General features: G+C 70.9%; 23 protein-coding genes and 3 tRNA genes. 19 read left to right on the forward strand and 7 right to left on the reverse strand.

Going from position 1 to position 21,807, the window contains the following annotated elements:
- The first annotated feature begins 56 nt into the window (after positions 1-56).
- From VEA98_RS12135 to VEA98_RS12165, 7 genes are all read left to right on the forward strand, one after another.
- Positions 57-515, forward strand: coding sequence for a hypothetical protein (locus VEA98_RS12135; RefSeq protein WP_324814721.1), 459 nt, complete (start codon positions 57-59; stop codon positions 513-515).
- A 60-nt stretch (positions 516-575) separates the two neighbouring features.
- Entirely contained in the window at positions 576-1,532 is a 957-nt protein-coding gene (gene glpX, locus VEA98_RS12140; protein WP_324814723.1) for a class II fructose-bisphosphatase, read from the forward strand.
- Positions 1,532-3,334 (forward strand): single-stranded-DNA-specific exonuclease RecJ, encoded by a 1,803-nt coding sequence (recJ, locus tag VEA98_RS12145; RefSeq protein WP_324814726.1) that lies wholly within the window; start codon positions 1,532-1,534, stop codon positions 3,332-3,334. Before glpX ends, recJ begins: the two co-directional genes overlap by 1 nt.
- Before the next feature lie 85 nt (positions 3,335-3,419).
- A tRNA-Glu gene (locus VEA98_RS12150) sits at positions 3,420-3,494 on the forward strand.
- Between the two features lie 279 nt (positions 3,495-3,773).
- The gene (locus VEA98_RS12155; protein WP_324814728.1) at positions 3,774-4,337 is read left to right on the forward strand and encodes a cold-shock protein; all 564 of its coding nucleotides are present in this window, start codon (positions 3,774-3,776) and stop codon (positions 4,335-4,337) included.
- Between the two features lie 107 nt (positions 4,338-4,444).
- Positions 4,445-4,924 carry a DUF192 domain-containing protein gene (locus tag VEA98_RS12160; protein ID WP_324814731.1) on the forward strand — a complete coding sequence of 160 codons (480 nt, stop codon included), beginning with the start codon at positions 4,445-4,447 and terminating at the stop codon, positions 4,922-4,924.
- Positions 4,925-5,022: 98 nt separating this feature from the next.
- Positions 5,023-5,099: transfer RNA gene (locus VEA98_RS12165), tRNA-Pro, on the forward strand.
- A gap of 12 nt (positions 5,100-5,111) precedes the next feature.
- Here VEA98_RS12165 and VEA98_RS12170 read toward each other — a convergent pair.
- A complete protein-coding gene (locus VEA98_RS12170) occupies positions 5,112-5,234 on the reverse strand; it encodes a hypothetical protein (RefSeq protein WP_324814733.1) in 123 nt (40 codons plus the stop codon).
- Positions 5,235-5,420: 186 nt separating this feature from the next.
- Between VEA98_RS12170 and VEA98_RS12175 the strand changes: the two genes are divergently transcribed.
- The 5 genes from VEA98_RS12175 to VEA98_RS12195 all read left to right on the forward strand — a co-directional run bounded on the left by VEA98_RS12175 (position 5,421) and on the right by VEA98_RS12195 (position 7,564).
- Complete coding sequence (locus tag VEA98_RS12175; RefSeq protein ID WP_324814735.1) at positions 5,421-5,726, forward strand: ETC complex I subunit; 306 nt, start codon at positions 5,421-5,423, stop codon at positions 5,724-5,726.
- Positions 5,727-5,821: 95 nt separating this feature from the next.
- Positions 5,822-5,898, forward strand: a tRNA-Arg gene (locus tag VEA98_RS12180).
- A gap of 115 nt (positions 5,899-6,013) precedes the next feature.
- Positions 6,014-6,241, forward strand: coding sequence for a hypothetical protein (locus VEA98_RS12185; RefSeq protein ID WP_324814738.1), 228 nt, complete (start codon positions 6,014-6,016; stop codon positions 6,239-6,241).
- Positions 6,242-6,313: 72 nt separating this feature from the next.
- Positions 6,314-7,087, forward strand: a complete 774-nt coding sequence (locus VEA98_RS12190; protein WP_324814740.1) for an exodeoxyribonuclease III — start codon at positions 6,314-6,316, stop codon at positions 7,085-7,087.
- A gap of 3 nt (positions 7,088-7,090) precedes the next feature.
- Positions 7,091-7,564, forward strand: a complete 474-nt coding sequence (locus VEA98_RS12195; RefSeq protein ID WP_324814743.1) for a hypothetical protein — start codon at positions 7,091-7,093, stop codon at positions 7,562-7,564.
- 8 nt (positions 7,565-7,572) lie between these two features.
- Here the strand turns inward: VEA98_RS12195 and VEA98_RS12200 are convergent, their stop codons facing one another.
- Both VEA98_RS12200 and metC read right to left on the reverse strand, forming a co-directional pair.
- Complete coding sequence (locus VEA98_RS12200) at positions 7,573-8,463, reverse strand: serine hydrolase domain-containing protein (RefSeq protein WP_324814745.1); 891 nt, start codon at positions 8,461-8,463, stop codon at positions 7,573-7,575.
- Positions 8,464-8,465: 2 nt separating this feature from the next.
- Positions 8,466-9,635, reverse strand: a complete 1,170-nt coding sequence (gene metC, locus VEA98_RS12205; protein WP_324814748.1) for a cystathionine beta-lyase — start codon at positions 9,633-9,635, stop codon at positions 8,466-8,468.
- Between the two features lie 138 nt (positions 9,636-9,773).
- On the opposite strand from metC, the gene VEA98_RS12210 reads away from it, so the two are divergent.
- The 3 genes from VEA98_RS12210 to VEA98_RS12220 are packed head-to-tail and all read left to right on the forward strand — an operon-like array spanning position 9,774 to position 12,377.
- Positions 9,774-10,841 carry an amino acid ABC transporter substrate-binding protein gene (locus VEA98_RS12210; protein WP_324814751.1) on the forward strand — a complete coding sequence of 356 codons (1,068 nt, stop codon included), beginning with the start codon at positions 9,774-9,776 and terminating at the stop codon, positions 10,839-10,841.
- Positions 10,842-10,868: 27 nt separating this feature from the next.
- Positions 10,869-12,191 carry a dicarboxylate/amino acid:cation symporter gene (locus VEA98_RS12215; RefSeq protein ID WP_324814753.1) on the forward strand — a complete coding sequence of 441 codons (1,323 nt, stop codon included), beginning with the start codon at positions 10,869-10,871 and terminating at the stop codon, positions 12,189-12,191.
- Positions 12,192-12,218: 27 nt separating this feature from the next.
- A complete protein-coding gene (locus VEA98_RS12220; protein WP_324814756.1) occupies positions 12,219-12,377 on the forward strand; it encodes a hypothetical protein in 159 nt (52 codons plus the stop codon).
- Here VEA98_RS12220 and VEA98_RS12225 read toward each other — a convergent pair.
- From VEA98_RS12225 to VEA98_RS12235, 3 genes are all read right to left on the reverse strand, one after another.
- Positions 12,374-12,904, reverse strand: a complete 531-nt coding sequence (locus VEA98_RS12225) for a hypothetical protein (RefSeq protein ID WP_324814759.1) — start codon at positions 12,902-12,904, stop codon at positions 12,374-12,376. The two genes, VEA98_RS12220 and VEA98_RS12225, sit on opposite strands and share 4 nt — an antisense overlap.
- Before the next feature lie 76 nt (positions 12,905-12,980).
- The gene (gene sseA / locus VEA98_RS12230; RefSeq protein WP_324814762.1) at positions 12,981-13,817 is read right to left on the reverse strand and encodes a 3-mercaptopyruvate sulfurtransferase; all 837 of its coding nucleotides are present in this window, start codon (positions 13,815-13,817) and stop codon (positions 12,981-12,983) included.
- 23 nt (positions 13,818-13,840) lie between these two features.
- Entirely contained in the window at positions 13,841-15,061 is a 1,221-nt protein-coding gene (locus VEA98_RS12235; RefSeq protein ID WP_324814765.1) for a cyclopropane-fatty-acyl-phospholipid synthase family protein, read from the reverse strand.
- Between the two features lie 175 nt (positions 15,062-15,236).
- On the opposite strand from VEA98_RS12235, the gene kdsA reads away from it, so the two are divergent.
- The 4 genes from kdsA to VEA98_RS12255 are packed head-to-tail and all read left to right on the forward strand — an operon-like array spanning position 15,237 to position 19,674.
- Complete coding sequence (gene kdsA, locus VEA98_RS12240; protein WP_414642173.1) at positions 15,237-16,100, forward strand: 3-deoxy-8-phosphooctulonate synthase; 864 nt, start codon at positions 15,237-15,239, stop codon at positions 16,098-16,100.
- A gap of 18 nt (positions 16,101-16,118) precedes the next feature.
- The gene (gene rfaE2 / locus VEA98_RS12245) at positions 16,119-17,573 is read left to right on the forward strand and encodes a D-glycero-beta-D-manno-heptose 1-phosphate adenylyltransferase (RefSeq protein WP_324814767.1); all 1,455 of its coding nucleotides are present in this window, start codon (positions 16,119-16,121) and stop codon (positions 17,571-17,573) included.
- Positions 17,570-18,571, forward strand: a complete 1,002-nt coding sequence (rfaD, locus tag VEA98_RS12250; protein WP_324814769.1) for an ADP-glyceromanno-heptose 6-epimerase — start codon at positions 17,570-17,572, stop codon at positions 18,569-18,571. Before rfaE2 ends, rfaD begins: the two co-directional genes overlap by 4 nt.
- Positions 18,568-19,674, forward strand: a complete 1,107-nt coding sequence (locus VEA98_RS12255) for a DUF3089 domain-containing protein (protein WP_324814771.1) — start codon at positions 18,568-18,570, stop codon at positions 19,672-19,674. The genes rfaD and VEA98_RS12255 overlap by 4 nt, the downstream gene beginning before the upstream one ends.
- On the opposite strand, the gene recG is transcribed toward VEA98_RS12255, so the two are convergent.
- Positions 19,671-21,758 carry an ATP-dependent DNA helicase RecG gene (gene recG, locus VEA98_RS12260; protein ID WP_324814773.1) on the reverse strand — a complete coding sequence of 696 codons (2,088 nt, stop codon included), beginning with the start codon at positions 21,756-21,758 and terminating at the stop codon, positions 19,671-19,673. The two genes, VEA98_RS12255 and recG, sit on opposite strands and share 4 nt — an antisense overlap.
- Between the last annotated feature and the right edge of the window lie 49 nt (positions 21,759-21,807).

Consider the following 21,807-nt stretch of genomic DNA (forward strand, 5'->3'; position numbering starts at 1 on the left):
GTCAGGATCGGTCGTAGGGGCGGCCGTCGCCCTTCCGCCGGGGATGATCATGGCATATGACCGCCCCTGACATGAACGCGCCGATCCGGAAATTCGCAGCGGTCCTGGCCGCCGCCGTCGCCACGGCCGCTCTGACGGGCTGCGCGGGGGCGTTCGATCCGCAAACGGACCCGACCTCGCCGGTGGCGGCGCGGGTGCAGGCGCTGGTCGATGCGAATCGCGAGTATCCGCGCTGGGCCGACTTCCCCCGGTCGCTGGAGCCGGAGCCGGCGCCGGCGCAGATCGCGGCGCGGGTGACGACGCTGAACCGGGCGAGCGGCGCCCTGGCCGAGGACGCCGCCCGGCTCGAGTGGACCCTGACGGGCAATCCGGCCGAGTGGGCCCAGGCCGTGCAGGCGCGGGTCGAGGCGGTGCAGGTGGCGCCGGTGACGCAGGAAACCGCCGCCGAGATCGAGGCCTTCGCCCGCCAGGCCCGCGAGCGCGGTCGCGCCCCGCCGCCGGTCGATCGCCGCTAATTCCCACTAACGGTCGCCGGGACGACAGAATCCCGGGATCATCGTCTCAGGAGAACGCCCATGGCCGGACCGGCCCCCTACGCTTCCACGCTGGCCGCCGACGCCGCCCGGGTCACCGAACTAGCGGCCATCGCCAGCTACGCCCAGATCGGCCGCGGCGACGAGAAGCAGGCCGACCAACTGGCCGTCGACGCCATGCGCACGGCGCTGAACAAGCTCGATATCGACGGCAAGATCGTCATCGGCGAGGGAGAGCGCGACGAGGCGCCGATGCTGTACATCGGCGAGAAGGTGGGGACCGGAAAGGGCCCGGCGATCGACATCGCCCTGGACCCACTGGAAGGCACGACCCTGACGGCCAAGGCCATGGCCAACGCCCTGTGCGTGCTGTCGATGTCGGCGAGCGGCGGCATGCTGCACGCCCCCGACACCTATATGGACAAGATCGCCATCGGGCCGGGCTACGCGCCGGGCACAGTCGACCTGGATATGAAGCCGCAGGAGAATGTGCGCTCGCTGGCCTCGGCCAAGGGCGTCGATCCGCGCGACATCACCGTCTGCGTCATGGACCGGCCGCGCCACGCTGAATTGATCGCGGCCCTGCGCGAGGTCGGGGCCAAGGTGCTGCTGATTACGGACGGCGACGTGGCCGGCGTGATCCACACCGCCGAACCGGAGACGGGAATCGACCTGTATCTGGGATCCGGCGGGGCGCCGGAGGGCGTGCTGGCCGCGTCGGCGCTGAAATGCGTCGGCGGGCATTTCCAGGGCCGGCTGATCTTCCGCAACGACGACGAGCGGGCCCGGGCCGAGCGCACGGGCGTGAAGGATTTCGATCGCAAATACGACCTGCACGAACTGGTCTCGAAGGATGCGGTGTTCGCGGCCACGGGCGTCACCAAGGGCGCGATGCTGGACGGGGTGCAGGTCCGCGACGGCTTCGTCACGACCCATACGCTGGTGATGGATTCCTCGACCCGGACCATCCAGCGCATCCATACACGACGGCCGTTCTGATGGCCGACGGGGGAGGCCTGCCCGCGTTTCTGGGGGTTTCCCGCTCGCTGTCCGGGCGCGCCTGGCGGCAGAGGCCGGCCGAGGCGGGGCTGATCCGCGCCCATATGCAGGCGCTGGACCTCGACGAGCCGCTGGCGCGGGCGCTGGCGGCGCGCGGGGTGCGGGCCGACCAGGGCGCGGACTTCCTGCAGCCGACGCTGAAGGCGCTGTTTCCCGACCCGTCGAGCTTCATGGACATGGATGCGGCGGCGGAGGCGATCCTCGACGTATTGCAGGCGCAGGCCGCGATCCATGTGTTCGCCGACTATGACGTCGACGGGGCGTCGAGCGCGGCCCTGCTGGTGCGCTGGTTCCGGGCCATGGGCGCAGACCTGCCGATCTATGTGCCCGACCGGGTTACCGAGGGCTATGGGCCGAGCCCGAAGGCCTTCGACACGCTGAAGGCGTCGGGCGCCGAGCTGGTCATCACCGTCGACTGCGGCGCGGCGGCCAATGAGGCGGTGGCCCATGCGGCGGCGATCGGGCTGAAGGTCGTGGTCATCGACCACCACATGATGCGCGAGCATCCGCCGGTCTGCGCCGCCGTGGTCAATCCGAACCGGCCGGGCTGCAACTCGGGGCAGGGCAATCTGGCGGCGGCGGGCGTGGTGTTCGTCCTGCTCGCGGCGCTGAATCGCGAGGCGCGCCGGCGGGAGATGTTCGGGGACCGCAAGGAGCCGGATATTCGCCAGTGGCTGGATCTGGCGGCCATGGGGGCGATCTGCGACGTCACCGGCCTGACCGGGTTCAACCGGGCCCTGACCAGCCTCGGGCTGAGGCGGATGTCGGCGTGGGGCAATCCGGGACTGCGGGCGCTGCTGGCGGCGGCGGGGAGCGAAGCCGGCCCGGCCAAGAGCAATCATGCCGGCTTCATTCTGGGACCGCGCATCAACGCCGGCGGCCGGATCGGCAAGTCGGACCTGGGGGCGCGGCTGCTGTCGACGGACGACCCGGAGGAGGCGATGGCTCTGGCGCAGGAGCTGGACGCGCTGAACATCGCCCGGCGCGAAGTCGAGCGGCAGGTGACGGAGCAGGCCACGCGGATGGTCGAGGCCTCGGGCGCCCATGCGGACGGCTCGGCCGTGGTGGTGATCGAGGGCGATGAATGGCACCCCGGCGTGGTCGGGATCGTGGCCGGGCGGCTGCGTGAGCGCTGGCGCAAGCCCGTGGTGGTGATCGGGGTCGATGCGATCAACGGCGTCGGCAAGGGCTCGGGCCGGTCGCAGCCGGGCATGAACCTGGGCCGGGCGGTGCAGGCCGCCTGGGAGGCCGGGGTGCTGATGGCCGGCGGCGGCCACGCCATGGCGGCCGGGCTGACGGTCAGGGCGGACGGGATCGGCCGGCTGCGCGACTTCCTCAACGAGCGAATGGCGGGCGAACAGGCGGCGGCGGAGGCGCTGGACGGGGTCGAGATCGACGCCCTGATCGATCCGGGCGCGGCGACGCGGGCCCTGTTCGAACAGTTCGAGCAGCTGGCGCCGTTCGGACCCGCCAATCCCGAGCCGCTGTTCGCGCTGGAACATGTCGCCGTACGCGAGCCCGTGGCCATGAATGGCGGCCATGTGCGCTGCCGGCTGGTCGGGGCCGACGGCGCGGCGGTGAAGGCCATCGCCTGGCGCTGCGCCGACCTGCCCTCGGGCAAGGCGCTGCTGGCCGGGCAGGGCGGTTTGAGCGTCGCGGGCCGCCTGAAGGCGGACGACTGGAACGGCCGCCGGGGGGTCCAGTTCGAGATCGAGGACATCGCCGATCCGCGCATGGCGTAAAGGCCGGTCGCCGCGACCATTTTCTACGGCAAAGCCGCTTGCACCCCGCGGAATCGGCGGCTATATCGCCGCTTCCCCGCGCCGCGGTCCCTTCGTCTATCGGTTAGGACGTCAGGTTTTCAACCTGAAAAGAGGGGTTCGACTCCCCTAGGGACTGCCACGCGGGGCCTTCCCTCATATCGCCAGCCTGCGCAGGCCGCCCTCCCGGCGGGAAGCGCGTCTGCGCGGCGCCGCACGTCCGCCGCGGAGCCCTTGCGGCACGATCCCACCTCTGCGGTAGCGATCTCAAGGCCGGCGGCACGCAGGTCGAGGCGGTTTTTGGCATCAGTAGAAAAAAATGTTCGGCTTTGGCCCGAAACCCGTGTTTTTGCCTTTTCCGGGCTTCGCAGAACCGTGTTAAACAAGCCTGTCCGCAACGCGCGCGGGCTGGGGGAAGGCTGTGTCCGACTACGAGGGCGTTGAGACGGTCGAGACGGTGCGTATCGCCGGCCGGGTGAAATGGTTCGATCCCGGCAAGGGATACGGCTTCATCGTGCCCGATGACCCGAGTCTGACCGACATGAAGGATGTGCTGCTGCACATCTCGAGCCTGCGCGACAGCGGCCGCGACACGGCGGCGGAAGGCGCGCCCATCAGCTGCGACTGCGCGCGCCGGCCGAAGGGCTGGCAGGCGACCGAGATTCACGACCTCGGCGAAGGGGATCCCGACGCGGTCAGCGCGCCGCGGCGGGGCGGTTATGACGGCCTGAAGCGGGACAGCCGGGCCCATCCCCCCCTCGAGGACGGCGGCGGCGTCATGGAGACGGCCGTGGTCAAATGGTTCAACCGCACCAAGGGCTACGGCTTCGTGGTCCGGGACGGCCAGCCCGGAGATATCTTCGTCCACGTCGAGACGCTGCGGCGCTGCGGCCTGGACGACCTGCTGCCGGGCGAGGCGGTGGCGGTGCGCTTCGCCGAGGGCCCCAAGGGGCTGGTGGTCGCGGAAATCCGCCCGAGCGCCTGACCGGTATCCCGCCCCGCGCGTTCCGGCGGTAGACCGCGGTGACGCCGGGACTTGCCGCGGCCGCGATGATCGGCGCAAATCCCCAGCGGAACGATTTCGAGGGTGGAATGATGTTGCTTCGTCGTAGCTTTCTGGCCGGCCTCGCCGGTCTGGTTCTGCTGGCCGGCTGCGCGGGCGCGGGATCGGGACAGGGTCCCAACGGCGAACCGCTCGAGGCGCTGACCGTCGTCACCTCGACCGGCGAGCACGCCTTCATGGTCGAGATCGCCGACGACGACATGGAGCGCCAGCGCGGCCTGATGCACCGGGAGCCCCTGGCTGACGACCGCGGCATGCTGTTCCAGTTCCCGGACGTGGCCGAGCGCGGCTTCTGGATGCACAACACGCCCAGCCCGCTGGACATCATCTACATCGACTCCTACGGCCGCATCGTCTCGATCGCCCGCAACGCCACGCCCAACTCGGACGCGGTGATTCCCTCGAACGGGCCGGCGGCGGGGGTGCTGGAAATCCGCGGCGGCCGCGCCGACGAGATCGGCGCCAGGGCCGGCGACCGGGTGCGGCATCCCTTCTTCGCGTCGGAGTGAGGTGACGAGTGGCTCGTCGCTAGTGGCTAGCGCCAGCCATCGGCCGCCACCGACATTGCGGCCCGGGTCGGCGCGTGGCAAAGAGCGCCGCTCTGGATCGGGGTGTAGCGCAGCCTGGTAGCGCATCTGCTTTGGGAGCAGAGGGTCGGAGGTTCGAATCCTCTCGCCCCGACCAGTAGGGGAACGCTTAGGCGCGGAATTTCGACGCGCCGAACCACCTCATGAACAGGCGGTAGAGCAGACCGCCCTTGCCGGTCCGCGCGGCCAGGCGAGCCTGGCGGCCGCCGCCCTTGTACTCGTTTACAATCACAGGCTGTCCTCCCGACCCGCCTGCAAAGAGCATGATCACCGGGATGGTTCCTGTGTTCGGGACCGGACGGATTTCGTGCCCGGCCACACTGGCGTCGTCGGGGTCGAGAGGCCTGAGTCTTGATCGGCGGACTGAAGGCTTCTAGAGCCGGACGTCCCGGCGACGGCCGGTTCGAAGAGGTTTCGCATGCTCGCCCGCATCTTCCGCCCCGCCAAAACCGCCATGCAGTCGGGCAAGGCCAAGACCAGACAGTGGCGGCTGGAGTTCGAGCCGGCGTCGGCGCGGACGATCGATCCGCTGATGGGCTGGACCAGTTCGGCGGACATGAACGGCCAGGTGCGGCTGGACTTCGACTCCAGGGAAGAGGCGATCGCCTACGCCGAGCGCTACGGCATCCCGTTCCGCCTGCACGAGCCGCAGGAGCCGCCGGTGATCATCAAGGCCTACGCCGATAATTTCGCCACCAACCGCAAGGTCTCCTGGACGCACTGAGGTCGTAGGCGCGGCTATCGCTCGCGCCGCGGACGCCCGCTGCTTGAGCCGCAGGCTTTGCGCCAGCGCCGGGCCGCGCTACTTGCCCTGACCGGGCGCCCATAGCTCAACCGGATAGAGCACCCGCCTTCTAAGCGGACGGTTGCAGGTTCGAGTCCTGCTGGGCGCGCCACTTCGCAGGCGACGGAAACCGACGCCTGCCAGCGGCCTTCGCCGAGCGCTGTTCCGCAACCATGTCGCGTCGGACCGGTTTCCTGAGGGCTGCGGGGGCCAGACCGGAGCCCTTCATGAAGAAGACCCTGATCGCCGCGGCGGTCGGCCTGAGCCTCGCCGCGACCCAGGCGTTCGCACAGGCCGACGCCGCACCCCGCGTCGCCGACCGCGTCGGACCGGCTGCGGGGGCGAGCGACGAACTGGCCGGCGGAATTCCCGCAGGCCTGGTGTTCGCCGCCGTCACCGTCGCCAGCTTCCTCATCTTCTCCGAAGTGACCGAGGACGACAGCGAAAGCGACTGAGCCCCGGCCGGCGCTCCGTCCAGCCCGGGCGGAGCGCCGGCAACCGACGGCGAGCGGCGCCGTTGAGGACGGGTGAAGATCGCCACCTTCAACATCAACGGGGTCAACACCCGGCTGGCCAACCTGCTGGAATGGCTGGAGGCGGCGCGGGCCGACGTGGCCTGCCTGCAGGAGCTGAAGGCGACCGATGCGCAGTTTCCCGCCGCCGCCATCCGGGCGCTGGGCTACCACGCGGTCTGGCTGGGCGAGCATCGCTGGAACGGGGTGGCGATCCTGGCGCGGGACGCGGAGCCCGTGGTCACGCGCCGCGGCCTGCCCGGCGACCCGAAGGACCTGCAGAGCCGTTATCTGGAGGCGGCGGTCGACGGGGTGCTGGTGGCGTCGCTGTACCTGCCCAACGGCAATCCGCAGCCGGGGCCGAAATTCGACTACAAGCTGGCCTGGATGGCGCGGCTGAACGCCCATGCGGCGACGCTGCTGGAGAGCGGCGCGCCCGTGGTGCTGGCGGGGGACTACAACGTCGTGCCGACCGAGGCCGACATCTACAACAGCCGTTCGTGGAAGAAGGACGCCCTGCTGCAGCCGGAGAGCCGGGCGGCGTTCGCGCGGCTGCTGGAGCAGGGCTGGACCGACGCGCTGCGCGAGCGATACCCGGAGGACCCGCCGCCATGGACCTTCTGGCAGTATTTCCGGCAGGCGTGGGAGCGGGACGCGGGGCTGCGCATCGACCACCTGCTGCTGAGCCCGGCGGCGGCGGCGCGGCTGACCGACGCCGGGGTCGACAAGGCGGTGCGCGGGCGCGAGCGGGCCAGCGACCATGCCCCGGCGTGGATCGAACTGGACTGAGCCATGGCGCGCAAGCTGAAGGTGTTCTGCTATTCCGACGGCTTCCATTCGTGGACCGTGGCGGCGCCGTCGCGGGCCAAGGCGCTGGAGGCCTGGGGCGTCAAGCGGGACCTGTTCAAGGACGGCTCGGCGCGGGAGATCGACGTCGGACCGGACAAGGCGGCGGCGCTGGCCTCGCCGGGGGAGCTGATCGAGCGCGGGCTGTCGGTCGATATCGGCCAGGTGGAGCGGACCCGGGCTCCCAAGGCGAAACCGAAGCCGGAGAGGGCGAAATCGGACGAAAAGGCGCGGGCGAAGGTCGCGGCGCTGGAGGCGGAGCTCGACGCCCTGGACGAGGCGCAGGCGGAGCAGACGGCGGCGCTGGAGGCCGAGCGGGAGGCGCTGGAGCGGCGGGCGCGGGAGCTGGCGAAGCGGCAGCGCAAGGCGCGGGACGATCTGAAGGCCAAGCTGAAGGCGGCGCGGGCGAAGCTGGACTGAGGCGGGGCTCAGGCCTGGGCGAGGACAGCGACGGCGAGCGCTTCGGCTTCGGCGACGCCCTCGTCCGGGTCGTCCGTGAAGGCCGCGACCGTCACCGGCCGATCGAGGTCGGGGAAGTGATAGACGGCGGCCGTGCCGCCCGGCCCGGCGCCGGAATGGCCGATGGCGCGGCCCGCCTCGCCCATGCGCCCGATCATCAGGCCGAGGGCATAGCCGCACTCGGTCCACGGACCGGCCCGCGACGCGGTGTCCAGCGACGTGCGGCGCTCCAGCAGGACGGAGGGCGACTCCAGCAAGGCGCCGCCCAAGACAGCGTGCAGCAGCCCGGCCGCATCGGGCGCCGAACCGATCAGGCAGCCGTGATAGACCCAGGCCGGGTCGTAGGAACCGGGGGCGGGCCACTGAACCTGTCGGAAGTCCGACCGGGTGACGGCCAGCCGTGCGGACTTCAGGCCGAGCGGGTCCAGCACCAGATCGCGCAGGGCCGCGGCCAGCGGTCGCCCGGTCGCTTCCTCGATGGCCTCGCGGACAAACAGGTAGCCGATGTTGCTGTAGGCCCAGCCAGTCCCGGGCTGGAACAGGAGACGATCGGCGCCGGCGGCATCCAGCAGCTGCCGGCGACTCCAGGCGTCCTCGTTGCGCGCGACGGCCTCGCTGTACGCGGGCAGGCCGCCGTAGTTCGGCACCCCCGCGCGGTGGGCCAGCAGCTGGCGCAGGGTGTAGGCGCGGCCGGGGCGCGGGACGTCCAGGTCCAGTTCGCCGGCTTCGACGAGGCGCAGGGCCGCGACGGCGAGGACCGTCTTGGTGAAGCTCCACCACGGGAAGAGAGAGGTGAAGGCCCCGGCGGACGCGCCCGACGCCTGATCCGTGATCCAGGCGGAGTGGACGGGGCGAGGCATGGCTAGCGGGCCCGGTTCCAGGCGGCGAGGCCGGTTTCGAGGTCGGCGATCAGGTCGGTCGGGTCCTCGAGGCCGATGTGGAGGCGCAGCAGTTCGCCGGCGAGCGCGGGTGCGGTCTTGCGGAAGGCGAGCTGGCCGGTCTCGTGGGTGATCAGGCTTTCGAAGCCGCCCCACGAATAGCCGAGGCCGAACAGCTCCAGCGCCGACATCAGGGCGTGGGCGGCGGTCTCGGATCCGCCGGTCATGACGACGCCGAAGATGGAGGCGGCTCCTGTGTAGTCGCGGGCCCACAGGTCGTGGCCGGGGGCGCCGGGAAGGGCGGGGTAGAGGACCCGGGCGACCTCGGGGCGGGTCCGCAGCCATTGGGCGACCGCGAGAGCGGAGCGGGCCTGTTCGGCGTAGCGCAGCGGCAGGGTGCGCAGGCCGCGCAGCGCCAGCCAGGCGTCGTCGGGCGAGACGCGCCAGCCGAGGTCCTCGATGGTTTCGGCGATCGGGCGGGCTATGGCGGGCCGGGAGACGGCGATGGAGTCCATCAGCAGGTCGGAGTGGCCGCCGACGTATTTGGTCACGGCCTGGACGCTGACGTCGACGCCGTGGGCGAGGGGGCGGAAGGCGAGGCCCGCGGCCCAGGTGTTGTCCATGACGGTGATCACGCCCCGCTCACGGCATGCGACGGCGAGCGCCGACACGTCGACGAGCTCGAAGGTCAGGGACGCGGGGGATTCGATCAGCAGCAGGCGGGTGCGGTCCGTCATGGCCGCGAGGATTTCGGCGACGGAGGCGTCCGGCGCGTGGAAGGCCGGCGCGATGCCGCGCGCTTTCAGATGGCGGTTCAGGAAGCGGCGGCTGGGGCCGTAGAGCGCGTCGCTGGCCAGGACATGATCGCCGGGGCGGAGCAGGGCGGTGAGAGGCACGGTGACGGCGGCGAGGCCGGAGGGAACCAGCCAGGCGTCCGTCGCGCCTTCCAGATCGGCGAGGGCGGCGCGCAGCTCGCGGGCGGCGGTCAGATCCTCAATGCCGTAGACGGGACCCGCGGCCTCGTCGCGCATCGCGCCCGGCGCATCGTTGAGCAGGGTCGAGGCCCGCTCCACCGGCGGGCTGACAGGACGGCGACCCGCCCCGCGCCGGGTGGCGGAGGCGATCAGGCGGGTACGATCGGAACGGTCGGGCATGAGGCGGTCGGCGGCCGGTCGAGGGTTGCGGTTCGCGGCTCAAAAGCCTCTAAAGCTGCCGGGGGCGCAAGGTCTGGAATCGCCGGGGCGAGGAACAGGATGCGGACAGAGGGGATTCGGAGAGCCGGTGCGGCGGGCGTGGCCCTGCTGCTCGCCCTGACCGCTGCGGCGTGCGGCGGCGGCGATCGCAAGACCGAAACCGACAGTCCCCCTGTCGTCGCCGCCACCAAGGCCCCGGAATTCACCAGTCCGACCCTGCAGGCGATCAAGCGGCGCGGCCGGTTGAACTGCGGCGTGCACGAGGGGCTGGTCGGCTTCGCCTATACCGACAACCGGGGGGAGTGGCGCGGCTTCGACGCCGACTTCTGCCGGGCCCTGGCCGCCGCCGTCCTGGGCGATCCCAACGCCGTTCGCTTCGTGCCCCTGACCTCGAGCCAGCGCTTCGACGCCCTGCGCGGCGGCCGGATCGACGTGTTGTGGCGCGCCACGTCCTGGACGCTGTCGCGGGAGCTGTCGGAAGGCGTCCGCTTCGCCGGCGTCAACTATTACGACGGTCAGGGTTTCCTGGTGCGGCGCTCGCTGGACCTGGCCAGCGCGGCGGAGCTGAACGGGGCGCGCATCTGCGTGCAGCGGGCGACGACCTCCGAGCTGAACGTCGCCGACTTCTTCCGGGCCCGCGGCATCGCCTACCGCGCCGTCGTGACGGCCAACGAGGAGGCGGCGCGCAACGCCTATGCCCGCGAGGACTGCGACGCGTTCAGCGCCGACATCTCGGCCCTGGCCGCGGCGCGGACCCTGCTGTCCAACCCCGAGCAGCACGCCATCCTGCCGGATGTCATCTCCAAGGAGCCGTTGGGACCGGCGGTGAAGCGCGGCGACGAGTCGTGGACGTCGATCGTGCGCTGGACCCTCAACGCCCTGATTCTGGCGGAGGAATTGGGGGTGACGGCGGGCAACGCCGACGCCCTCGCCGAAGATTCGCGCGATCCGCAGATTCGACGGCTGCTCGGCGTCGAGGGTGATCTCGGCCCGACGATGGGTCTGTCAAAGGAATGGGCGAAGAACGCCATTGAAGCCACGGGCAACTATGGTGAAATCTTCAACCGCAACATCGGACCCGATTCATCTCTCGACCTGGCGCGGGGCCTTAACGCACAATGGAACGCTCGGCCGGGCGGCCTGATCTACGCCCTGCCGATCCGCTAACGACACGGCCGAGGGCCGGGGGGACGCATGGAAACGACGAAACGCGGCGGGATCGCCCTGCATTGGCTGATGCTGATCGGCTTCATCGTCGGCCTGGCCGGCGGGCTGTTCGTCAACCTAGCGGTCGGCGCCGATGCGCCGTGGGTGGTGTGGCTGACGTCGAACATCACCGGACCGGCCGGGCAGATCTTCCTGCGCCTGCTGTTCATGCTGGTCATTCCGCTGCTGTTCTCGGCCCTTGTCATCGGCGTGGCCGAGATGGGCGACCTGAAGGCGCTGGGCCGGGCCGGGTGGAAGACCCTGGCCTTCACCGTGCTGATCTCGGCCGTGGCCGTGCTGATCGGCCTGATCATGGTCAATGTGTTCCGGCCGGGCGACGGTGTGAACCCGGATCTCGCCCAGGCGCTTCTGGAGCAGGGCCGGGCCGGGGCCGCCTCCATCGTCGGCAATGCGCCCGAGACCATCAATCTGGGCCAGTTCTTCCTCGACCTGATCCCGTCCAACGTCTTCACGGCGGCGGCCGAGAACCAGATCCTGCCGGTGATGGTGTTCGCCCTGCTGTTCGGCATCGGTCTGGTGATGGCGCGCAGCCCGGCGACCGACCGGCTGCAGGAGGTGGTGCTGGGCCTGTTCGAGATCACCATGAAGCTGATCAACCTGGTGATCAAACTGGCCCCGTTCGCCATCGCCGCCCTGATGTTCAACCTCGCCGCCCTGTTCGGCTGGGACCTGCTGGTGCGTCTCGCGGCCTATGTCGGCGTCGCCGTCGGGGCGATGCTGATCCACATGTTCGTGGTCTATCCGATCGCCGTCTGGACCCTGGGCGGCCGCTCGCCGCTGGGCTTCTTCAAGGCCATCCGGGAGCCTATGGTGGTCGCCTTCTCGACCGCCTCGTCCAACGCCAGCCTGCCGGTGTCGCTGCGCGCCGCCGAGTTCGAGCTCAAGCTGCCGCGCAAGATCGCCCGCTTCGTGCTGACCGTCGGCGCCACGGCCAACCAGAACGGCACCGCCCTGTTCGAAGGCGTGACGGTGCTGTTCCTGGCCCAGTTCTTCAACATCGACCTGACCCTGTGGCAGCAGGTGATCGTGATGCTGGTCTGCATCCTCGGCGGCATCGGCACGGCGGGCGTGCCGGCCGGATCGCTGCCGGTCGTGGCGATGATCCTGGTGATGGTCGGGGTGCCGGCCGAAGGCATCGGCCTGATCCTCGGCGTCGACCGCTTCCTCGACATGTGCCGGACCACCCTGAACGTCACCGGCGACCTGGTGGCGGCGACCGTGGTGTCGCGCGGCGAGAGCGACGAAATCGTGCCGCCCGGACTGGCCGAGCCCGTCGCCCCGAAAGCCTAGGGCGATGCAGGTACCCGCTTGGCGGCGGTGACGGAGACATTCCCAGTCGATCCCTATTGGGTGCTGTCGCCCGCGCGCCATTTCGCGGAGCCGGCGGAGGAACGCGGCTTCGTGACGGCCGTGGTGGAGCGGCTGAGCGCCGAGGCCCGGGATCGCAGCGGCGACGCCGTCGCCGCCGGAGCCTAGTCTCGCCGACGCCGCGACTGGCCGGCGCTGTCGTCCCCGGTCCAGACGCCGCCGCCGTCATATCGGGCGGTTTGCTCGACCTCGTCGTAGCGCCCGCCGCTCTCGGTCCGGTCCTGGACCACGACGGCGACGGCGACGAGTTCCTCCGAAACGTCGCGCCACCGGATCTGGCAGGTGACGCCGTAACATTCGTCGTAGCCCACTTCGCAGCGCCCGGCCCTGCGGCCGTCCGGCTCTTCGGGACCCATCCGGTCGCAGCGGACATCATAGTCCTTGATCAGGTTCTCGAGCTCCCACAGGGCGCCGGCGATGCAGTCCATGCCGGGACCGTAGTCCGGGCAGGGGCCGGCTGACCGGGCCACGCTCACACCCCACAGCCGGATGCGCGCACCCTCCACCTCGATGGTGTCCGCGGCGATGATCCGCGCCGCACCCGGTCCGACGCCGTTCGATCCGGTCCCGTCGTCCGGCGCGCCTCCGACCTGACCCAACAGGCCGATGCAGGCTGCGATCGCAATGACCTTCATGGCCGTCTCCGATGTCTGCGCGGGTCAAGGCAGGCTGGAGAGGAACGCCTCCCCTGACAAGCCCGGCTGTCGTGTCCTAGTCCGCGACGACCGGCGTATCGGTTCGCCCGCCCCATTCGGCCCAGCTGCCGTCGTAGACACGGGACGGGCGGCCGAGGGCGGCGAGGCCGAGGCTGAGGATGGCGGCGGTGACGCCGGAGCCGCAGCTGGTGACGATCGGCCGATCGGGATCGACGCCGGCGGCGCGGAAGGCGGCCTCCAGTTCGCCGGACGGCTTCATGGTCCCGTCGGAGCTGAGGATGCGCGGGAAGGGCAGGTTCAGGGCGCCGGGCATGTGGCCGGGGCGCAGGCCGGGCCGGGGCTCCGGGGCGCGGCCGTGGAAGCGGTCGGCGGCGCGGGCGTCGACCAGCTGGGCCTGGCCGGCCAGGGCGGCCCGAACGGCCTCGCTGTCGGCCAGTAACTCCGGGACCAGCCGGGCGGCGAAGGCGGCGGGGCGCACCGGGGCCGGCGGTCCGGACTCCACCGGCCGCCCCTCGGCGAGCCATTTCGGCAGGCCGCCGTCGAGGACCTGCACCCGCGGCGCGCCCATGACGCGGAACATCCACCAGGCGCGGGCGGAGGAGCGGATGCCGACGGTGTCGTAGACGACGACATGATCGGTCTCTCTCAGGCCCAGCGACCCCATGCGCTCTTCGAAGGCCGCGGGCGAGGGCAGCATGTGCGGCAGATCGCTGTCGGGGTCGGAGCTGGCCTCCAGATCGAAGAACACCGCCCCGGGCAGTCGCGCGGCCTCGAAATCGTGGCGGCCGTCGCGCCCGTCGAGATGCCAGCTGGCGTCGACCAGACGCAGGTCCGGCTCTCCGAGGCAGGCGGCGAGGTCGGCGGTGGAGATCAGCGGCGGCAGGTCGGGCATGGGCCCAGTCTAGCAGGTCCGGCTCAGTCGCGGGACAGGCCGAGCTGGACCACATTCGTCCGCCCTGTGCGGAAACCGGCCTCGCAGTAGGCCAGGTAGAAGCGCCACAGGCGGCGGAAGCGCTCGTCGAAGCCGCCGAGGCGGCGGATGTCGTCCCAGGCGGCCTGGAAGCGCTCGTCCCACAGGCGCAGGGTCTCAGCGTAGTCCTGGCCGAAGCGGTCGAGGCCGCGCCAGTCGAGCCCCGCGGCGGCGACCACAGGCTTGAGGGCCGCCTCGGACGGCAGCATGCCGCCGGGGAAGATGTATTTCTGGATGAAGTCCGTGCGCGTCCGGTAGCGGGCGAAGGCGGAATCCTCGATGGTGATGATCTGCAGCCCGGCCCGGCCGCCGGGCTCGAGCGCATCGTGGATCTTGCCGAAATAGGCGGGCCAGTACTCCTCGCCGACGGCCTCGAACATCTCGATGGAGGCGACGCGGTCGAAGCGGCCCTGCACGTCGCGGTAGTCGATCAGCTGGATGTCGGCCCGGTCGGACAGGCCGGCGTTGAACATCCGCCGCCGAGCGAAGTCGAACTGTTCGCGCGAGATGGTGATGCCGGTGACGCGGGCCCCGATCTCCTTCGCCGCGAACTCGGCGAATCCGCCCCAGCCGCAGCCGATCTCGAGCACCGACTGGCCGGGCTGCAGGTCCATGGTGCGGGCGAGGGCGGCGTATTTCTCGCGCTGCGCCGACTCCAGCGCCATTCCGGCGCGGGTGAACCGGGCCGACGAATAGGTCATCGAGGGGTCGAGCCAGGCGGCGTAGAAGGCGTTGCCGATGTCGTAGTGGGCGTGGATGTTCTTGCGCGAGCCAGAGCGGCTGTTGCGGTTCATCCGGTGGGACAGCCAGTGGAGGGTCTTCATGACCCGGTTGCCGACCATCAGGCGGCGGATGTGTTCGCCGTTGCGGGCCAGCGCCTCAAGCAGATGGGCGAGATGCGGCGTTTCCCACTCGCCGGCCATATAGCCCTCGGCGAAACCGATATCGCCCGAGGCGAGGACGCGGCCGGCGAATCGGTAGTCGCGGATGTCGAGCGTGGCGGAGGGCCCGGGGTCACGTCCCTCGAGGATGTGGCTGGCGCCGCCGGGAAGCAGCACGGTCAGGCGGCCGACGGTCCAGTTGGAGGCCAGCAGGCGCAACAGCAGGCCGAACCCGCGCGGCGTGCGGGCGGCGGCCTGCTGGCGGTCGACGGTCACCGTCGTCATGGAGGCAAAGGTGGGGTCGGAAGGCCCGGATCGTCAATCCCCCCGGCGAAGCTGGCCGGTGGCCTTGCGCGCGGCCGCCGTGTAGCTTGCCAAGCCGACCGTCGAACGCCACCTGATCGCCTTGAACGCGGCTCAGGGAGCGCGTCGCCAAGCCATTCAGTCCGGGAACAACGCCGTGTCCAAGCCGAACGCCATCATCGACATCAAGGACGGGCTGAAGCGCCCGGTCAGCATCGGCGGCGGGCAGCGCATCGTCTTCATCGCCGGACCGTGCCAACTGGAGAGCCGCCAGCACGCGCTGGAGATGGCGCATGCGCTGAAGGAGATCGGCGAGCGGCTGAACGCCGGCATCATCTACAAGACCAGTTTCGACAAGGCCAACAGGACCAGCGCCAATGCGGCGCGGGGGCTGGGGCTGGCCGGGTCGCTGCCGATCTTCGCCGAAATCCGCGAGAGCGTCGGCCTGCCGGTGCTGACCGACGTGCACAATGAGGCGCAGTGCGCCGAGGCGGCGCAAGCCGTGGACGTGCTGCAGATCCCGGCCTTCCTGTCGCGCCAGACCGACCTGCTGCTGGCCGCGGCGGCGACCGGCAAGGTGGTCAACATCAAGAAGGGCCAGTTCCTCGCGCCCTGGGACATGAAGAACGTCATCGCCAAGGTGGTCGGGGCGGGCAATCCGAACGTCATGGCCTGCGAGCGCGGGGCCAGCTTCGGCTACAACACCCTGGTCAGCGACATGCGCGCCCTGCCCGTGCTGCGCGACATCGGCTGCCCCGTGGTGTTCGACGCCACCCACAGCGTGCAGCAGCCGGGCGGGCAGGGCACCTCCTCGGGCGGCCAGCGCGAGTTCGTGCCGGTGCTGGCGCGGGCGGCCGTGGCCGTGGGCGTCGATGCGGTGTTCATGGAAACCCACCAGGATCCTGACCACGCCCCCTCCGACGGGCCGAACATGGTGCCGCTGGACCAGTTCGAGGCGCTGTGCGCGGACCTGATCGCCTATGACGACCTGACCAAGGCGCGGATGGCGAAGGCCGCGTGAATCCGATAGGCCAAGGGGATGGCTGAACGGACACTCGATCTCGGCGGATTGCAGGCGCTGCTGGAGCGCGTGCGCGGGCTGAAGGTGGCGTGCGTCGGCGACCTGATGCTGGACCGCTACGTCTATGGCGAGGTCAGCCGGATCTCGCCGGAAGCGCCGATTCCCGTGCTGCGGACGCGGCGGACCACGGCCATGCCGGGCGGGGTCGGCAATGTGGCGCGCAACGTGGCGGCGCTGGGCGGCGTGGCGCGGCTGGGCGCCGTGGCCGGACAGGACGCAGCCGGAGACGAACTGGCGGCGCTGATCGCGGCGGAGGACGGCATCGAGGATGCGGTGGAGCGGCGCGCGGGGGTGGCGACCATCGTCAAGACGCGCTTCGTCGCCGCCGGGCAGCAGCTGCTGCGGCTGGACGAGGAGGCCGCCGCCCTGATGGGCGAGGAAAGCGGCGCATTTACCGGGGCTTCGGTCTACCTGCTGTCGGACTACGCCAAGGGCGTGGTCAGCGATCTGGTCATCGGCCAGGCGCTGAAGGCGGCGCAGGACAGCGGCGCGCCGGTCGTGGTCGACCCAAAGGGACGCGACTTCGCCCGCTACGGCGCCGTCGACCTGATCAAGCCGAACGCCAGCGAGCTGGCCGGGGCCACGGGCCTGCCTGTCGATAACGACGCGGAGGTCGAGGCGGCGCTGAGGGCGCTGCTGCAGGCCACGACGGCCAAGGCCGTGGTGGTGACGCGGGCCGGCAAGGGCATGAGCCTGATGCGGCGCGGCGAGGCCGTGAAGCATTTCCCGGGCCGGGCGCGCGAGGTGTTCGACGTTTCCGGGGCCGGGGACACCGGCCTGGCGGCCCTGGGGCTGGCGCTGGGGGCGGGCGCCTCGCTGGAGACGGCGGTGGAGTTCGCCATCCTCGCCTCGGGCGTGGTGGTCGGCAAGGCGGGCACGGCCGTGGTCACGCCGGCGGAGCTGATCGACGCCGAGATGAGCCAGCACGCGGCTGGGGCCCACGCCAAGGTCATGCCGCTGGAGGAGCTGGCGCATGTGGTCGAGGGCTGGAGGCGGCAGGGGCTGAAGGTCGGCTTCACCAACGGCTGTTTCGACATCCTGCACCGGGGCCACGTGGCCTATCTGGCCCAGGCGCGCAGCTGGTGCGACCGGCTGGTGGTGGCGCTGAACACCGATGCCTCGGTGCGGCGGCTGAAGGGCGAGGGGCGGCCGATCAACGACCTGGACAGCCGGGCCGTGGTCATCGGCGGGCTGCAGAGCGTGGACCGGGTGACGAGCTTCGACGAGCCGACGCCGCTGGGGCTGATCGAGCGGCTGCGGCCGGATGTGCTGATCAAGGGCGCGGACTACACCCGCGAGGGCGTGGTCGGCGGCGACCTGGTCGAGAGCTGGGGCGGCGAGGTGCGGCTGGCGACGTTCGAAGACGGCTATTCCACCACGAAGACGATCGAGAAGATGAAGGACGAGCGATGAGCCGGCGGATGATCGTGGTCACCGGCGGGGCCGGCTTCATCGGCTCGAACATCGTGGCGCGGCTGTGCGCCGAGGACCGGCGCGACGTGGTCGTCTGCGACCGGCTGGAAGACGCGGCCCTCGGCAAGTGGAAGAACATCGCCAAACACCCGATCGCCGACTTCTGGCAGCCGGGGGAGCTGTTCGAACAGCTGGAGCGGCATGCCGAGCGGATCGAGGCCGTGGTGCACATGGGCGCGATCTCGTCGACGACCGAAGCGGACGCCGACCTGATCATCCGCACCAATTTCACCCTGTCGCGGGACATCTGGGACTGGTGCGCCCTGCGGGACGCCCGGATGGTCTATGCGTCATCGGCGGCGACCTACGGCGACGGCGAACAGGGGTTCGAGGATGACGACAGTCTTGAGGGACTGGCTTCGCTGAGACCGTTAAACGCCTATGGCTATTCGAAAATGCTGTTCGACCAGTATGCGGCGCGGCAGTCCGACCGGGGCCAGTCGCCGAGCCAGTGGGCGGGGCTGAAATTCTTCAACGTCTATGGGCCGAACGAGTACCACAAGGGCGGGATGAAGTCGGTCGTGGCGCAGATCTGGCCCAAGGTCGCGGCCGGCGAGCCGGTGACCCTGTTCCGCTCGCACAATCCCAACTACGCCGACGGCGGCCAGCTGCGCGACTTCGTGTTCGTGGACGACGTGGTCGACATCGTCGACTGGCTGCTGGACACGCCGGCGGTGTCGGGCGTGTTCAATGCGGGCTCCGGACAGGCGCGGTCCTTCCTCGACCTGGCCGAGGCCACCTTCGCGGCGGCGGGCAAGGAGGCGCGGGTCGAATACGTCGACACGCCCGAGAGCATCCGCGACAAATACCAGTATTTCACCGAGGCCCGGATGGAGCGACTGCGCGCGGCCGGTTTCGGCGGCCAGTCGACGCCGCTGGAAGAGGGCGTCCGGCGTTATGTGCAGGACTTCCTGGCCACGGCGGACCCGTATCGATGAAGGGGCCGAAGCTGACCGCCCGGCAGTGGACCGGCTGGATCGGCTTCGCGCTGGTCTTCCTGCTGACCGCGGCGCTGGCGGTCTGGCGCGGCGACATTCTCAGGGCCGGGCTCGACCCGCAGGCGCCGTTCCAGACCTATCAGCCGCCGCCTGCACCCGACTATGGGCGGCCGGACGCCTGGGCGCTGCGGGACGCGCGGGCGCCGGACGCCGGCCCGGCCGCAGTGTTCTTCGTCCATTCGACCACCTTCGACGGCGGACGCGACTGGAACGGCCCGATCGGCGAGCCCAAGGCCGACGCCTATCTGCGCCGGGTGGTGCTGCCCAACTACGCCGGACCGTTCGCCCGGCTGGGGACGGTCAGCGCGCCGCGATACCGGCAGGGCAGCCTCTACACCCGCCTGACGCTGCGGGACGACGCGCGTGAGGCGCGGGCCTTCGCCTACGGCGACGTCGCCGCCGCCTTCGACAGCTGGCTCGAACGCCACCCGGAGGGTCCGATCGTGCTGGCCGGGGTGGAGCAGGGCGGCGAACTGGTCGAGCGGCTGCTGCGCGAGCGGGTGGCCGCCGATCCGGCGCTGCGGGCGCGGCTGGTGGGCGCCTATCTGATGGACGTGGTGACCCCGGCCGACGGTCTGTCGTCCCTGGTCCCCGCCTGCGAGACCCGAAAGCAGGTCGGCTGCGTGGTGGGCTTCTCCCCGGTAGGCGAGGGCAACGACGGGGCCGCACGCCGGCGGTTGCGGCGGGCCCTGGTCTGGGATGCGCGGGGGCGGCTGGTGGAACTGGGCGACCGGCAGGCCCTGTGCGTCAACCCGGTCACAGGAACGACTTCGACCGACCCGGTCGACGCGCGCCAGAACCGCGGCGCCACCAACGCCACCGGACTGGAATGGGGTGCGCACCCGGCCCTGCTGGCGCGGGAGATCGCCACCCAGTGCCGCGACGGCCTGCTGCGCCACACCGAGCCGGAGTCGGAGTCCTTCCGCCAGACCGGCAGCTGGGCGGATCGCCGAAAATCGCGTCCGTACAATCTGTTCTACGGCGATATTGAAGCCGACGCTCAGGCCCGACTGGCGGCATGGCGGGCGCAGCGGGCGTCCTAGTCGACGCCCGGCCGGTCGTTGCGCCAGTCGAACAGGGCCTCCAGCACCTTCACAGCCTCGCCGCGCGCCGAGGTCAGGTCCGGGTCGCGGCCGAGCACCAGCCGCGCGTCGTCGGCGGCGGCCAGCAGCAGTTCGCGGTGGCGGATCGGATCGGCGAAACGGTAGGCGGGGAAGCCGCTCTGCTTCAGGCCCAGCGGGTCGCCGCCGCCGCGCAGGCGGAAATCCTCCTCGGCGATCTCGAAGCCGTCCTCGGTGCGGCGAAGGGTTTCGAGGCGGATCCGGGCGGTCTCGCCAAGCCTGTCGCCGCCGCCGCCGTAGAGCAGCAGGCAGGTGCTGGCCGCCGTGCCGCGTCCGACCCGGCCGCGCAGCTGGTGCAGTTGGGCCAGGCCGAAGCGGTCGGCGTGCTCGATGACCATGATCGAGGCGTTGGGCACGTCGACGCCGACCTCGACCACGGTCGTGGCGACCAGCAGGGGCGTGCGGCCGTCGGCGAAGTCGGCCATGACCGCCTCCCGCTCGGCTCCGGGCATCTGGCCATGGGCGAGACCGACCTCGACACCCAGGATGCGGCGCAGGTCGGCGGCGCGTGCCTCGGCGGCGGCGAGGTCGGAAGCCTCGCTCTCGGCCACCAGCGGGCAGATCCAGTAGGCCTGGGCGCCGCTGTCGAGCGCGGCCTTGAGCCGTTTGGCGACCTCGCCGATGCGGGCCTGGGGCACGACGGCCGTGGTCACCGGGGTGCGGCCCGGCGGCTTCTCGGTCAGGCGGGAAACCTCGAGCTCGCCGTATTGCGTCAGCTCCAGCGTGCGGGGGATAGGGGTCGCCGACATGGTCAGCAGGTGTACGCCGCCAGTGCGCGGGTCGCCCTTGGCCTGGAGCCGCTGGCGCTCGTTGACGCCGAAGCGGTGCTGTTCGTCGATCACGGCCAGCGCCAGCCGGTCGAAGCGGACGGCGTCCTGGAACAGGGCGTGGGTGCCGATGGCGACCTTGGCCTCTCCGGAGGCGAGGGCGGCGAGGCGGGCGCGGCGCTCGGCGGGGGTGTCGCGGCCGGTCAGCAGGACGGTGGGAACGCCGGCGGCCTCCAGCATCGGCGCGAGACGCTGCCAATGCTGCCGGGCGAGGATTTCGGTGGGGGCCATCAGGGCGGACTGGAAGCCGGAGGCGGCGGCGTCGGCGAGCGCCAGGGCCGCGACGGCGGTCTTGCCCGAGCCGACATCGCCCTGCAACAGCCGGCCCATCTGTTCGCCCAAGGCGAGGTCGCGGCGGATTTCGGCGATCGCCTGCGTCTGGGCGCCGGTCAGGGTGAAGGGCAGGGCGGCGAGCACCCGTTCGGAAGCGTCTCCGGGGGTGATGATTGGAGCGGGGGTGATCTGGCGGGCGCGGCGGCGGCGGGCGAGGGCCAGCTGGTGGGCCAGCAGCTCGTCATAGGCGAGGCGCTGGCGGGCGGGCGCGTCGGGCAGGAGGTCGGGCTCGGCGGCCGGGGCGTGGAGGGCGGCCAGGGCCGCGCGCCAGCCGGGCCAGCGGCGTTTGGCGAGCCAGGCGGGGTCCTGCCATTCCGGCAAATCCGGTGCGTGCTCGAGAGCCGCCTGCACCAGTTTGCGGGTCACGCGCGAGGTCAGGCCATGGGTCGCCGGATAGACCGGTTCGACGGCGGCGATGTTGTCGGCCTGGGCGGGGGTGAAGATGTCCGGATGGACGATCTGGACCTCGTTGTTGAAGCTCTCGACCTTGCCCGAGACGAGGCGGCGCTGGCCCTTGGGCAGCAGGCGGTCGATGTGCTGGGCCGAGCCGCCGAACCAGATCAGGTGGACGAAGCCGGTGTCGTCGACAGCCCGGACCTTGATCGGCGCGCCGGGCTTGCCGGGCACGATCAGCCGGTCGATGACGACCTCGAACACCCCGACCAGCCCCTCCACCGCGCTGACAGCCGTCATGGGCCGGCGGACGATGAGGCCCGAGGGAGACAGGAACAGCAGGTCGCGCACCAGCGGCCCGGCCAGCTTCTGGACGAGCGGCAGGATTTTCGGCCCCACGCCTTTCAGGGTGGAGACCTCGGCGAACAGGGGAAAGAGACTCGGCGGCCGCATCGGCGACAGCATAGCTGGCGAAAGCCGGTCTGGAACGCTATCTCACCGC

The organism is Brevundimonas sp. (genome assembly GCF_035627055.1).
In the GTDB taxonomy this organism is placed as follows: domain Bacteria; phylum Pseudomonadota; class Alphaproteobacteria; order Caulobacterales; family Caulobacteraceae; genus Brevundimonas.